The organism is Ruegeria lacuscaerulensis, from assembly GCF_013034685.1.
In the GTDB taxonomy this organism is placed as follows: Bacteria; Pseudomonadota; Alphaproteobacteria; order Rhodobacterales; family Rhodobacteraceae; genus Ruegeria; species Ruegeria lacuscaerulensis_B.
On record NZ_WQGO01000008.1, the window covers coordinates 115901 to 129915 of the forward strand.

General features: G+C 55.9%; 14 protein-coding genes. 7 read left to right on the plus strand and 7 right to left on the minus strand.

Annotation, left to right across the window (positions count from 1 at the left end; translation table 11 throughout):
• Positions 1–46 precede the first annotated feature (46 nt).
• From GOV80_RS18695 to GOV80_RS18705, 3 genes are all read right to left on the minus strand, one after another.
• Positions 47–1000 carry an alpha/beta hydrolase gene (locus GOV80_RS18695; protein ID WP_170786990.1) on the minus strand — a complete coding sequence of 318 codons (954 nt, stop codon included), beginning with the start codon at positions 998–1000 and terminating at the stop codon, positions 47–49.
• Between the two features lie 113 nt (positions 1001–1113).
• Positions 1114–2001 (minus strand): AraC family transcriptional regulator, encoded by an 888-nt coding sequence (locus GOV80_RS18700; RefSeq protein WP_170773749.1) that lies wholly within the window; start codon positions 1999–2001, stop codon positions 1114–1116.
• 51 nt (positions 2002–2052) lie between these two features.
• Positions 2053–2949 (minus strand): LysR family transcriptional regulator, encoded by an 897-nt coding sequence (locus GOV80_RS18705; RefSeq protein ID WP_170773747.1) that lies wholly within the window; start codon positions 2947–2949, stop codon positions 2053–2055.
• 120 nt (positions 2950–3069) lie between these two features.
• Here GOV80_RS18705 and GOV80_RS18710 point away from each other — a divergent pair, with 120 nt between their 5' ends.
• The 4 genes from GOV80_RS18710 to GOV80_RS18725 all read left to right on the plus strand — a co-directional run bounded on the left by GOV80_RS18710 (position 3070) and on the right by GOV80_RS18725 (position 5846).
• Positions 3070–3564: a nuclear transport factor 2 family protein gene (locus tag GOV80_RS18710; RefSeq protein ID WP_170786992.1), complete on the plus strand. Its 495-nt coding sequence runs from the start codon at positions 3070–3072 to the stop codon at positions 3562–3564.
• Between the two features lie 20 nt (positions 3565–3584).
• Positions 3585–3977 carry a nuclear transport factor 2-like protein gene (locus tag GOV80_RS18715; protein ID WP_170786994.1) on the plus strand — a complete coding sequence of 131 codons (393 nt, stop codon included), beginning with the start codon at positions 3585–3587 and terminating at the stop codon, positions 3975–3977.
• On the plus strand, positions 3974–4576 hold the full coding sequence (locus GOV80_RS18720; RefSeq protein WP_170786996.1) for an NAD(P)H-dependent oxidoreductase: 603 nt from the start codon (positions 3974–3976) through the stop codon (positions 4574–4576). The genes GOV80_RS18715 and GOV80_RS18720 overlap by 4 nt, the downstream gene beginning before the upstream one ends.
• A 112-nt stretch (positions 4577–4688) precedes the next feature.
• Positions 4689–5846 carry an adenylate/guanylate cyclase domain-containing protein gene (locus GOV80_RS18725; protein ID WP_170786998.1) on the plus strand — a complete coding sequence of 386 codons (1158 nt, stop codon included), beginning with the start codon at positions 4689–4691 and terminating at the stop codon, positions 5844–5846.
• Between the two features lie 579 nt (positions 5847–6425).
• Here GOV80_RS18725 and GOV80_RS18730 read toward each other — a convergent pair.
• From GOV80_RS18730 to GOV80_RS18740, 3 genes are all read right to left on the minus strand, one after another.
• A complete protein-coding gene (locus GOV80_RS18730; protein ID WP_170787000.1) occupies positions 6426–6731 on the minus strand; it encodes a LysR substrate-binding domain-containing protein in 306 nt (101 codons plus the stop codon).
• A 225-nt stretch (positions 6732–6956) separates the two neighbouring features.
• Complete coding sequence (locus GOV80_RS18735) at positions 6957–8873, minus strand: adenylate/guanylate cyclase domain-containing protein (protein ID WP_170787001.1); 1917 nt, start codon at positions 8871–8873, stop codon at positions 6957–6959.
• Positions 8874–9236: 363 nt separating this feature from the next.
• Positions 9237–10109 (minus strand): AraC family transcriptional regulator, encoded by an 873-nt coding sequence (locus tag GOV80_RS18740; RefSeq protein ID WP_237215922.1) that lies wholly within the window; start codon positions 10107–10109, stop codon positions 9237–9239.
• Between the two features lie 179 nt (positions 10110–10288).
• Here GOV80_RS18740 and GOV80_RS18745 point away from each other — a divergent pair, with 179 nt between their 5' ends.
• Positions 10289–11101 carry an SDR family NAD(P)-dependent oxidoreductase gene (locus GOV80_RS18745; protein WP_170787003.1) on the plus strand — a complete coding sequence of 271 codons (813 nt, stop codon included), beginning with the start codon at positions 10289–10291 and terminating at the stop codon, positions 11099–11101.
• Between the two features lie 38 nt (positions 11102–11139).
• Entirely contained in the window at positions 11140–11982 is an 843-nt protein-coding gene (locus tag GOV80_RS18750) for an SDR family NAD(P)-dependent oxidoreductase (protein WP_170787004.1), read from the plus strand.
• Between the two features lie 362 nt (positions 11983–12344).
• Here the strand turns inward: GOV80_RS18750 and GOV80_RS18755 are convergent, their stop codons facing one another.
• Entirely contained in the window at positions 12345–12836 is a 492-nt protein-coding gene (locus GOV80_RS18755; protein ID WP_170787005.1) for a flavin reductase family protein, read from the minus strand.
• 101 nt (positions 12837–12937) lie between these two features.
• On the opposite strand from GOV80_RS18755, the gene GOV80_RS18760 reads away from it, so the two are divergent.
• Complete coding sequence (locus tag GOV80_RS18760; protein ID WP_170787007.1) at positions 12938–13912, plus strand: LysR substrate-binding domain-containing protein; 975 nt, start codon at positions 12938–12940, stop codon at positions 13910–13912.
• Positions 13913–14015: the final 103 nt, after the last annotated feature.

Below are 14015 nucleotides of genomic sequence, written 5' to 3' on the forward strand. Positions count from 1 at the left end.
TAGATGAGGGTGGACGCCGAACGATTGCTCGGCGTCCGGACAGGGCTTAGTTGCTCGAACCGGCGCGGAAGTGGTCAGCGACGGTATCCGCCGCGTGAGTGACATTCTCAGGGTTGTCGTAGAAGTCGAACTGCGTGACATCCTCCAGCCATTGCGCGGTCGCCTCGCCTGCAAAGCCGGCAAGGAAGGTCTGCACGCCCTGTGGGATCGCCGCGCTTTCCGAATGCACAATGGCCAGTGGCTTATCCAAACGCTGCGGATTGTCGGCGGGGTGATAGGTCAGCCAACCTTCCCAGCCCGCATTGTTCCATTTGTCATCGTATTCGGGGATCGCGCCACGGTCGGCCTCATAGTAGTATCCGCCGATTGGCATCAGCACGCCCTCGGCACCCTCGGGCCCTGCGGCAGGAATGATCTGGCCGCCAGCGGCCTCGGCGGCATGGGACACTTCAATCAGCCCTGCGACACCTTCTGCACCGCCATAAACCGCCTCAACGATCTGGGCGTTCTGCAACCAAGGTGCAACCAGACCCAGCCGCTGAACCAGCGGATTGCCAGAGACTGCATCGACCATGTACCCGGCCGAGGCACAAATCCCCAGACCGTTGATGTGGTCGGCATCTACTTCGGGCAAGGTCGCGACGAATGCAATCGCGGCTTGGATGTCCGATGTCTTGGCCTCGGGGCTTTCAACAAAGCGCACGTTGTTCGGCAGATCACCCGATTTGCCCCAACCGCGGAAATCGAAGGTGAAGGCCGCAAAACCGCGTTCGGCCATCTCGCGGGCATAGTTGGCGGGCATCTGTTCCTGAACCGAGGTCCAGGCCCCGGTCACGACGACGGTCGGCAGCGGCTCGGTTCCGCGCTCTTCCGGCAAATACAATGTGCCGGACATGGTGGCGCCTTCGTTCTCAAAGGTGACGGTGCGGGTTTCCACCTGCGCAACGGCGGCTGTCGACGCCATCAACGCGGCAGCAGTGTTCATAGCAAGGGTGTTCATAGCGGTATCTCCCAAAATCTGTCTGGATGGGCATACGCCCAATGACACCTGAGATACGACGCCGGCGGCAGGGATACTTGCACCGGACTGCCGCGTTTTTGAAAGATTCTGCTTCAGAGAGCCCGCGCTGCACGGAACGCGCGCGGGGTCTGGCCCACCACCTGTTTGAAACTGCGCGTGAAATGCGCCTGATCCGAGAACCCGCAGGCCAAAGCGATGTCGCCCAGAGGGCGCGCTGGGTCTTCGATCATCTTCATCGCCTGCTCGACCCGGTAGGCCATGACATATTGCATGGGGGTCGAGCCCAGCGTTTCCTTGAACACCCGCGCGAAATGCGAGGGGCTCATGCCTGCCTCAGACGCCAATTGATCGACGGTGATCGTTTGGTCCAAACGGTCCTGCACATAGGCCAGCACCCGTTGGTAGTGCTGAGAGGTAAAGCGCGAGGACAGCTCAACCTCTTCGGCGCGGCGTTTGCCGTATTTCTGCAGCAGTTTGACCAGAAAAACCCGGCTCATGGCTTCGAACATCACCGCCGAGGACATATCGTCGGTCGCAAGCGCGTCGCGCAGGATGACGCCCGCAGCACATAGGTCAGGATCAGAAAACTGCGGCTGGTCGTGAAACTGCTCCGGGGCCAGCAGCATACCAAGTTCAGACTGCGCAAATCGCTGAACCTTGTCCGGATGCAAAGTAATCACGATCACGTCGGACTGCCCGTACCACCGCCAACCCGACCGCATGCCTGCCGGGGTCACGATGACCTCATCCTTGCAAAAGGTGAAATCCCGCAGCGTGCCGTCCCGCCAGTTTTGCACGCGATGCCCCTTTTCCTGCAGGTTCAGAAGGACGTGGTGTTCCGAAAACACCTCTTCCGGCATCCGATCGGGTTCGGCGCGAAAATACCGCACTGACATCAAACCTGCCGCCGAAGGGCGCTGCATCGCATCGCTGTTCAGCAACGGTTCTGACGGGTAGATATCAGCGTATCTTAGGGGCAAAGAGCGGCTCCGGCTGGCACTATTCGATATGTGGGGTCTGCGCGCGCAGGGTCAAACGCTTTGCTGGCGCTTTATGTGGTCGATGAACAGCCTTAGGGGCATCATGGATTTATACTCGCGTGGGAAATACATGAAAAAGCCAGGGGTGGGTCCCAAGTGGTCGTCCAGAACCGGTTGTAACTCTCCCGCAGCGATCTGGGTGCCGACATAGGCCTTGAATGTATAGGCGAGGCCCAGCCCTCGCTTAGCCAGATCGACGGAGGCTGGAAGGGCGTTGGCGATCAGGTTGCCCTGCACATCGACGTCATACCCTCCCTCGCTCGATTGAAAACTCCACGGCGCAATCTGGCCCGAGGATTGAAACCGGTAGCGGATACAAGTATGCCCCAGAAGATCACGTGGTGTGTCCGGGATGCCTCGTGCCGCCAAGTAGTCCGGACTGCCGACAACGGTCACCGGAAGCGGCGGCGTCAACCGCACTGCCACCATATCCTGCGCCACACGATCCCCCAGACGGAAACCGGCGTGCAGCTCTTCGCCCAGTATGTCTGACAGCGCATCCGTTAGCGACAGCTCCAACTCGATCTCGGGATACGCGGCGCAGAAACTGTTGAGGATCGGACCAACAAAGAGGTGATAGGCAAACTCCGGCATCGCCAGTTTCAACGTGCCCCGCGCGGCGTGACCGGTGCTGCGCGCGCTTTCGACGGCCTCAGAGAGTTGATCAAAGGCAGGCCCAGCGCCACGGATCAGGGCGCGTCCGGCCTCGGTCAGGCTGATCGAGCGTGTTGTCCGAATGAAAAGCGCGGTGCCCAACTGATCTTCCAACGATTTCAATTGATGGCTAACGGTTGACGGCTTGATACCCAGCGCCTCGGCCGCAGCACGTAGCGATCCGTGGCGCGCGATGGCCGTAAAGATTTCAAGCGTGGCAAGTGGCAGGCGCATCATATCTCCGAGCTACCTCATTATTCGATATGATACATGAAAGTAATGCCAGTTTGGTTAATTATCACGCGCTATGAAAATTATTAACTTTGTGTCACCACGTATTCAGGAGGACACAAGATGAACACTCTGACCAAAGTTGCTGCCCTCACCGCTGCTCTGATCACAGGAGAGATCGCCATGGCCGCATCCCCCGAAGACAATATCAAGGTCGTACAGGACTTCTTCGCCGCCTATGGCGCCAACGATCTGAACGGCATCGCAGCCGTGATGGACGAGAACGTAAAATGGCACATCCCGGGCCGCCATCCCTTGTCCGGAACCAAGACCGGTCGGGATGAAGTACTGGCGTTTTTTGAACAGCTGGGCACCGCCAGATTTCAGGCCGAACCCATCTATTTCGGAGCGGATGAGACCCATGTGGTTGATATCCACCGCGGCTGGTCGAACGCCGACGGCAAACCGAATGTCGATACGACCTGGGCGCTCGTCTACAGGATCGAGAATGGCAAGATCGTCGAGGCAACCAACCTGTCCGCCGATCAGGATGCGGCAAACACGTTTTTCTGGTCCCAGTACTCGCTGGCTCCGGTCCCTGAGCGGCTGGCCAAGTGAACTATCAACAGGTGATTCAAGTGACCGATTACCCCGAAATCCGCGGTTTCATCGCCGACTGGTTTGCCCGGTTCGACAGGCTGGATCCGATCGACGCGTTCCTGCCTGACCTCCATCCAGACGTAGAGTGGGATACGCCTGACATCGACACCGCACTTGGCGGACATGACCGGGTGCGGGCCTGGTATCGGGTCGTGTTGAAAACCTTGCAGCGCCCGACCGAGCATCACGTCAGCAAGATCGTAGTCAAACCCGGTGCCGCACAGTTCGAACTTCTGTTTCGCGCCACGACCGTTGCGGGCGACCTCATTGAAGCCAGCGTTCAGGAAGACTGGCGCTTTGAAACCCGACCCGATGGCCGCCCGCTGATCACCCACTATTCCGCAAAATTCTTGCAAGAGGCTGATACATGAAAACCCTCGTACTGACCGCCCATCCGGACCTGAGCAAATCGCGAATCAACCGCGCATGGTTCGACGCACTCTCTGATGTTTCGAACGTGACGACCCGAGATCTAACCGCCATTGGTGGTGCCGAGATGCGTTTTGACACAGAAGCCGAACAGGCCCTCTTGCTGGCGCATGACCGGATCGTGTTTCAATTTCCATTCTACTGGTATTCCGCACCGCCGGTGATGAAGGCTTGGATGGATCAGGTGCTGAACTATGGGTTCGCTTACGGGCCGGGCGGGGACCGGTTGAAGGGGCGCGAGCTGTTGATCCTCGTCTCAACCGGTGGCCCGGAGCACAGCTATCACGCAGGTGGATACAACAACTTCTCCATGGCTGAGTTTCTGAAACCGTTCCAACAGACGGCGAACCTGGCAGGCATGACATATCTACGCCCGTTCGTGGCTCACGGCATGGCGGTGGCAACTCAGGATCAGATTGACGAGAATGTGCCCCATATGCTGGCTTATTTGAGTGATCCCGAACTGGATCCAAGAGTGAGACAAGCCCGATTGCTCAAGCAACTAGAAGACGACCCCTCGCTGGCGGCGGCGGTGAGCTGAAGCCGACGGATCCCGCGTCTGGCAGAAAGGCATGAGTTTTTCAGCCGGCGTGGGTTCTTTCGTGACCAATGACAGCTAAAGTATCAGCGCGGAACAAGAGTGTGAGACCACGATGACCGAGATTGATCACCTGAAACACTGGTTGATTTCCGATGGTCGCCTGCTGGGCGACGAGGGTCTCATTGTCAAAGGGTATTGCGAAGGATTGGTGGCGCTTGGCGTACCCCTGGCCCGCGCAAGGATCGCCCAGAATTACTCGAACCCTTTGCTTAGCGCGCGGGGCATCATCTGGACGCCGGAAGAAACCCGTCGCTACACCGTACCGACCACGGTTCTGGCAACAAGTGCATGGCACGGCAGCCCGTTTGAATATGTCGTCACGCAGCGGCGCCCATTGCGCAAACGCCTGACCGATCTTGACGTTCTGGAAGAACATCCGGTCTATGCCGAGCTGGCCGAAGTAGGCGCCACAGATTTTCTGGCCATCCCGCTGGAGCACGGCAACGGTTCGGTTCAGGGCACCAGCTTCACCTCGGACGCAGATGTTGGGTTTTCGGACGCGCATATCCGATACATCGAAGACACGCGATACGCACTTGCCGCTGCTTTGGAACCCATCGCAATGCGTCATTCGCAAAAAAGCCTTCTGCAAACCTATCTGGGGCACGGTCCCGCCGAAGAGATTGATCAGGGCCACATAAAGCGCGGAGAACACAGAACAGTCTCCGCCGCGATCCTATTTGCAGATCTGCGTGGCTTCACTAGCAAAGCCTCATCCTGGTCCGAAGAAGCTTTGCTTGCCATGATGGGTGAGTATTTCGAAATGGTCGTGTCGCCCATCCAAGAACAGGGCGGTGACGTTCTCAAGTTCATGGGGGACGGCATACTTGCAGTTTTCAACATTGATGACGACGCGGAAACCTCGTGCAGATCTGCTGTGCTAGCTGCAGAACAAGCCCTGACCATCCTGGGAAACTACAACGAAACAGCCGCCGACACGGGAAAAGAGCCAATAGAATTCGTAGTCGGCATTGATTTCGGTCGCGTCACCTTTGGCAACATCGGCAGTCCGGATCGCTTGGATTTCACAGTTGTCGGACAAGCTGTGAATGTGGCCAGTCGTGTTCAGGAGCTATGTAAGAATTTGGATGAAAAGTTACTAGTGACGCAGAGCGTCGCAGAACATATGCCACACCATATGCAATCAGCCGGCTGTCACTCAATCCGCGGTTTATCCAATGAAATCGAGGCGTATAAGGTCCGAGAATAGCTTTTTCAAAGCCAGGTTTTCGGTGACCGCGACCACTGTTATCGCCTCGATCAAAAGAAATTTTCGTTTGCGCTGAACAAGTGGGAACTTCTGAACTTTTACCCGGGTCAACACAAGATAGAGAAGAGCTTACGACGGCCTCGCGCCTCTGACTATGTTTGCAATACGAATGCCAGTTTGAGGTGAAGTTGAACTATTACGTCGACTCAGAAGAGAATAACCGACGCCCACCTATGGTGTATCTTGGCTGTCGGAGATGTCTCGAAGGCGGACGCAAGAAGGAGGCTGGCGGCTTGGTCCGTGGTGCTGGGCTACTGCAGCTTCCTTAACAAGTAGGAAATCGTGTCACTTAATTCTAACCCAATAGCGGCGACTTCAGGATCAGTTGAAAGGTGAAGTTAACCTTTCGCGCCCATCTGGAAAATAGAATATTTGGGTGCCTTTAGCGAAATCGACATGAGTCTCAAATATTGTCAAAACGGCGCTTACTATGAGTGCTGCCAAACTGAATTTGGCACTTTCGACAACTGGCACTGCTGAGTTGGCCCGGTTCTTTTTGAGCCCTGAATTTGGGATTTTTCAACAAGAATTCCCGTTTTCGATCGGTTTTTGTCGTTGCTGATCAAACCAGTCCTCGATCATGTCCAGCAGTGCCGAAACGGCCCGGTAAGCTGCAGCCACCCGCCATGTGGGACGATGATCGTCCGTTTCCAGTATGCTTAACCGACCGTCGGTCACGTATGGCTTCAGCAAGTGGCGCGGCGCACACGTCAGCATGTCCACGCTCTGGACGACAGCCATGATCATTCCGTACTGATCTGTCGGAAGCGTCGCGCAAAACGGACTACCAGTTTCTTGCTCCAGAAAGGCGAGATGATTTTGCAAATCAAGGGGTACCTCGGTGCGAATTCATCTGAGTCTAATGTGGAACGTTGTGAGAATGCATTGGGCGCAGCCCGGCAGTTGGGCGCGTTGGCAACAGGTAATTCGCGAAAAAAGTCACCTCGAAAGCCAATGGATCTGGCTCACAAGTTTACAAAGGGTTGGGGTGCCCGAATGAGAAGGTGCGCCAAGCTTGATGCTACTCCATGCAGGACCGCATCGTAGCGGTCAGCCTGCACTATCCTCCCGCAGCGGGGCAAACTGTCCCTCGGGCATGTCCACAGTTCTGTAAGCTTCGACAAAAGGCAGGATATGTTGATCCGGGCGCGCAAAGCGCCGATACATCCAGACAATGTCAGAAATTTTTATCCCCGGACGAATTTTGTAGAGCCTTTCTCGCGCGGAAATGGCTGCGTCTCGAGGACCCAGTTCAGCCAGAATTGCAACCTCAATAGAAACCGACCACCAGACGTCCGGCTGTGCACCCTTGCGATAGGTCTTCAGCGCTGTTTCGTAATCTCCGTTCAGGAAATGATACTCGGCCAGCGCCTGATACCAGTTTGGGTCTGCTGCATTTGGGTCTAGCGCGATTGCATTTTCGACAAGCGCAGCCCCAAAATCCAGACGACCGGACCATATGAACTCATAGCCGATTTGCCCTTGCAGATAACGATCGGTTCCCAATGCCAGTGCTGCATCGGCGGACGAGAAGAACCCGTCAAGATCGCGTTGAATCTGAAGCACAAGCGCCAGAAGGAAATGAGCGCGCGCAGAATACGGGTTCAGCGACACCGCGTTCCGCGCGGCCTCTTCCGCGCGTTGGATTTTCTGGTCCTGTGTCCCTGGATAAAGCCCGGTAAAAAGCTTCACATCGGTCAGCAGTGCCTCGGCCAATTGCGCCCACCCGCGCCAATACTCGGGTTCGTCCTCGACAACCCGCACAATACAGCCCCGGACGCGCTCTTGCATATCTCGTCGGTTCAGAAAGCCAACGCGCAGCAAGGAACATTCATAAGACGAGAGAAGTTCCGGAGGTTTCGCACGCGCATGACCTGCGTGAATGCGCTTGATCGCCCCGCCTGCGTCACCCAGAGCAGAGGCAACTTTTTCGGTGATGCTCAGTTGAACGTCTAAAATGTTTGAAGTCGTAAGACTTTCATCATACGCCCCAGACCAGACCTGATGCCCCGAGGTTGTGTCTATCAGTCTTGCCGTCACGCGCAGACGATCTGCAACCTGCCGGACGGAACCCTCCAGCACATAGTCCGCGCCGAATTTCTGCCGGATGCTGCTCGGGTCACTTTCGGCCGGCCCAACAGAATGGGTGGATTGGCGGGACAATACATTGAGGTCCTGGTAGCTCCCCAGCTCAACGATGATGTCTTCGCCAATGCCAACAGCCAACAAATCGCGGGCGTCCGTATTGCTAAGGTTTTGAAACGGCAGAACCGCAACGGTCGGACCTGTTGGCTCTGACAACAGAGCGGCTTCATCAAAGGTCATGGCATCGGACGGCTCGTGATCAAAGCCGATCCACCACGTTAATAAGCTTACAACGCCCAGACCAACCAGCACCAAGGCACCGGTCATCAATGGAAGCTTGTTTGATCGCCGTTTGAATGCGGACGCTGTGTCGGACATGACCCGGAAAACTCGAACCGGTTCAGCGATGTTCTTCAGGTTTTTCAGACCGAGATCCTCAAACTCGGCATCTACCTTGCCCATTGCCTGGTGCGCGACACTCTCAGAAACCGCGACACCACCCGGGTCAGCCAGACCTTCGATGCGGGAGGCAACATTCACCCCGTCTCCATAGAGGTCCCCATCAGCGATCATGACATCACCAAGGTTTATCCCAATCCGAAGCTGCAACCGCGACCCGTTGGCGAGGCTGGGAGCAGCCTTTGCCAATGCCTGCTGGATTTCGACGCCACAGGATACAGCATCGACAACCGAAGCAAATTCGACAAGAGCACCATCCCCCATCAACTTGACGAGGCGCCCGTGATGTCTCGCAATTGCGGGATCAAAAATCTCTATGCGCAACGTCTTGAGAGCGGACAATACCCCTGTTTCGTCGCTGCCCATCAACGACGAATACCCAACGACATCGGCAGCCATGATCGCGGCGAGTCGGCGCTGCATAGGACCCTCCTGCTCGCAGTTTAACGGATGTCGCGAAATCTCGACAGTGGATGCCCTACTGATAGTCTAACCAATTTGGCTGTCATGGTTCAGACTAAGTGTTCGCTTCACCTCAACGGCCCCTACTCTTAGCAGACGCAGCAAATGTCAGCTTTCCGTCCAAATCAGACCTTCACTCCATAGACCCCATAATGCGCGCGGCCTAGCAAACCAACCGCATGCTGCGCGCGCAATATCAGCCAATGACCGAATTGCGGACAACTTGCCAATTCGCCGGTAACTAAAACGACCGCTCTCGGAAATTGACCGGCCCGAAAAGTTTGGCTCGTTACATGGCTTGGCGTTTGCGTTTTTCCTGCAGGGCTATTGAACAGTTTCGAAAACCCGATCTTGTCTTGGAGAGCGCCCGAACTTGCGGGCATATTCCCTTGAGAATTGAGCCGGGCTTTCATATCCAACCCCGTAGGCAATCTCTGATATCTTTGCTCCGGTAGATTGAAGCTCATTGCGGGCATGAAGCAGACGCAGGTCTTTCTGGTATTGTAGCGGTGATGTTCCCGTTACCGCCTTGAACTGCTCGAAGAAGGCCGAACTGCTCATACCTACACGCCCGGCAAGCTCTCCGACAACAAGAGGATTGGCCAGATCTGACCGGATTTCGTGTGTCGCCGCGAGAATCCTGCTAGACGTGTTTTCGTGCCACACCAGTTTTTGAAGCGTGCCGCCATGCTGCCCGATCAGCAGGCGGGCATGGATTTCCCTAGCCGTGATCGGTGACAGCATGTGACGCGTCTCTTCGGTTTCGCACTGCTGAAAATACCGCAACAGGGCGCTTTTCATGTCATCATCGGTGTCAGCCAGGCAGATCGAAAATGGATCCGACACGCGTTTACTAGAAGATTGAGGCAGTGAGGATGCCAGACCGCGCACGAGATCCAGATCAAGGGGGAACACGAGAGCAACGTAGGGACGTTCAGGTGTGGCCTCGGTAATCCTTGAGACAACCGGCAGTGCGTTGCTGACGATCAGCGACTGCCCTGCCTGTACGGAGAGCGTTCTGGTACTGGTCCCAACCTCTTTGGCGCCTTGTAAAACCGCGCACAACAGCGGGCGGTAGACATTTGCGTCATGTTGAGTGGTCGAAGGATGGGTGAGAAAAACCGCCCCGCTTTCCTTATGTGTCAGGACACCCTGCGCGACGCCCGCGTGGTCAAGCAGATCCCGAACATAGTCCAATAGTGTATGAGGTCTCATGAATGCCTCCAGTCGTTGCCCTCATCGCTAGCACGGAACAAAAATGACTATTACTGAAAACGCTTACTTGTGGAGAATTAGGCAAGAAAATTGGAAGATATAGAAAGATACATCCTCTTTTTTGTGACTATTGTATGCTTATAAACTTGCGGAGCAACAATGTGAAAACCATTCTGATCACCGGGGCGTCATCCGGTATTGGCGCAGCAACCGCCCGACATTTCCAAGCGAATGGTTGGAATGTCGTCGCCACTATGCGCAACCCTGCAGGCAGCACCGATCTTGGGGCTTTGGAAAACGTGCATCTGACCCAACTGGATGTGACGGATGCGGGCTCAATTGCAACGGCCGTTCGCGATGGCATCGAACGGTTTGGCCAGATTGATGTTTTGTTGAACAATGCGGGTTACGGCGCCTACGGTGCACTAGAGGCCTTTTCGATGGATCGCATCCGACGTCAGTTTGACACCAACGTGCTTGGGTTGATGGAAGTGACCAAAGCGGTTCTGCCTCATTTCCGCCAGAACCGGTCAGGCACGGTCATAAATATCTCGTCCATCGGAGGACAGATTACATTTCCGCTTGGCGCGCTCTATCATGGTACCAAGTTCGCAGTAGAAGGGCTGTCCGAGGCGCTGCATTACGAATTGGAACCCCTTGGCATCCAAGTTCGCATTGTCCAACCAGGCATGATACGGACGAACTTCGGCGGCAGCTCTTTCGATTTCGCGATGGATGAGAACCTGTCGGATTACGCGCCTATGGCCGAAGCCATGGGGCGTCTTTTTGGCAAACTGGCCGCGAACCCTTCTGAACCAGAAACGGTCGCGCAAGTCATTTGGGATGCGGCCAACGAGACCGGAAACCGCCTGCGTTTTCGCGCAGGGCCCGATGCCGAAGAATTGCTGAACGCGCGCAAACAACAGGATGACGAGACGTTCATTGAAGGCCTCAAGCAAAAGATGGCGCCCTGAAGGACCCTTTAGTCATTCGCAGAAAAAAGGGATGCTCCATGTACCGAAAAGCAATCGAAAAAGGTGGCCTGGCTGTTGTAACCGGGGCCGCAAGCGGTGTCGGCAAGGCCGCGGCCCAACGATTTATTCAAGACGGCTTGGGGGTTGTGCTGGTCGATCTGGCGGGCGAGGCCTTGGACAGAGCTGAGGCAGAATTGCGCGAACAGGCCGGGGCGTCCGCAATTGTTCAGGCGGTTCCGACGGATGTTAGCGACGCCAAAGCTGTGAATGCCTTGGCAGATCAGGTCTTTGCGCTCGGTGAGGTGGCTGTCCTGATGAACAATGCCGGTATCGCAGTGCCGTCCGGCAGCTGGGAAAACGCGGAAAACTGGCGCAAATTGTTTGAGGTCAATCTTTTTGGCGTCATGAACGGTGTCCATGCTTTTCTTCCGCGTATGATTAAGGCGGCGCGTCCGGCAGTAGTGATAAACACTGGGTCAAAACAGGGCATCACCACACCACCCGGAAACCCCGCTTACAATACCAGCAAAGCTGCTGTGAAGGTCATGACAGAAATGCTTGCGCATGATTTGCGGCAGGCCGAAGCGGATATCACCGCCCATCTGTTTGTGCCGGGATTTACCTTTACCGGTATGATTGAAAAGTTTATGCCGGAAAAACCTGCCGCAGCCTGGACAAGCGAAGAGGCCGTTGACTATCTGCTGAGGCGCATGTCGGACGGGGACTTCTATATCCTCTGCCCTGACAACGATGTGTCAGAAGAACGCGACCGCAAACGGGTTGAATGGGCCATGGGCGATATCATCAACAATCGCCCGGCTCTTTCACGTTGGCATCCCGACTACGCGGATGCCTTTTCGACGCACGAGGTCTCGGAATAGTCAAACTAGACAAGATGCGGTGATAAATACACCGAGGGTGCTGGTGGATGCGGCGAGTAAGACCGTTGTGTATCTGACAGGCTCCACACCGAAACTTGAATCTGATCGGACAAAACCGGGGGATGTGGTCGGACACTCGTACGAACCACAATATCAATTACTTTGGGATCGTTGCTGGCCTGAAGGGTTTATAGCAATGGCCAAGATAACTTTGCCCCTTAGGATCAAGGATCGGCCCATTTCGGTCATTCGCCAGAGTACCTCAACGCTGCGGACGTTGCCCGCATTGCGGACATTGACCACAACGCAAAGGATTGCACAGTATTGCACAGGCATAACCTCCAATTCCTTCGGTCGCCGGTCTATTTGGGATAGGTCAGCTCACGAAAATCGCCATTCCAATACGCCAGCGGTTTAGTCTCAGAGCTTTCGGCGCGTTCGACCTTGCCGATCAGAATGCGGTGCGTGCCGAATGAGACTGTCTGAATATGCAGGCATGTGAAGATTGCGGCAGCATTTGACAGGACCGGCAGGCTCGTCCGTTGGTCAATCGTCCAATGTTCAGAGGTAAAACTACGCGGATCCGTAAGGTCGGGGGCACCGGCGAACGCAAGCGCCAGCATGTCATGCTGAGGCGCGACATAGTTCACGCAAAAGATCCCGTGTTCCTCAATCATGCCCAGAATGCGGCTTTTCTTGTTGATGCAGATCAGCACTGCAGGTGGTGCTGCCGTCAGGGAGCAGGCTGCGCTGACGGTCGCGCCATGCGGGCCGTGCTCGCCGCTGGTAGTGACAATTGACACAGGCGTCACCGCCTTGCGCATTGCGGATGTAAATTCAGTAGGGTCCAGCATGTCGCCTCCTTCGGTCTCAGGCATTTCTGTGGGGGCGACCGCCTTGAATACAAGAACGAATTGCTTAAGCTTTGCCTAACAAAAACTTATGCAGGCCTGTGATGCGACGCGCCCTTCGAAACAAACTGGATCATCTTCGCCCCGGTGCTTTGTCGAAACTGGAACCTGTTGGCTTTGACAGCAACCGAATGCGTCGCCCGCTGCCGCCGTTGCAGACCCTGATCGCATTCGAAGCCGCCGCGCGGCTGCAGAGCTTTACGCTGGCCGCGGCGGAACTAAACCTGACACAACCGGCTGTCAGCCAGCAAGTCAAGCTGTTGGAGCATCGACTAGGCGTCAAACTCTTCCGTCGCCGCAACAACATGATCCTGCTGACCGAACAAGGTGAACAATTTGCCGAAGACGTGGCCGAGATCCTAAATACGCTGGGGGAAAGCGTACAGAACCTGGCCCCGGACGCCGGGCGGACGACGCTGACGGTTAGTCTGCTGCCCTCGTTTGCGTCGACATGGTTTGCCGCGCGGGCGCACCGGTTTGTGACGGCCAACCCTACGGTCGACTTGATCACTCTGTCGACCGTGGCAAAGACAGGCTTTGGCCAAGAGGATGCAGATGTCGCCATTCGTTGGGGGCCAGGCGGGTACGAGGACGGGTACGAGGAACGCCTATTCGGCGAGAAGCACATACTTGTGGCCTCTGCGCAAACGGCCGAAACGTTGCGCGACATGTCGGACATCAATGCGCTGGCGGATCGCCCCTTTCTGCACGACACAAATTACAGCGAGTGGCGCGCTGTGATCGAGAAAAATGGCGGTGATCCTGCGGCGTTCGAACGGGGGGCCTTTTTCGGCGACAGCAGTGCCACGGTGAACGCCATTCTCTATAGTCAAGGCATTGGCGTTGTGCGCGATGTGATTGCCCGGCATCTGCTGGTCTCGGGGGCTTTGGTGCAATTGCCATTCGAACCGGTCAAGGGGCCGTATTCCTACCACTTTATCTGCCCCGAACGGCGGGTAGAACAACCGCGCGTTCAGGCCTTTCTGACTTGGTTGCGGAAGGAGGCACAATCTCCATAAGAATTTCTTTGCCACTGGTAAAGGATTCAACATTTGGTGCTTTGCCAGCTTTCCGACAAACTGCACAGACCAAGTGATGTAGCCAGACCGGAGCCTCAACGAC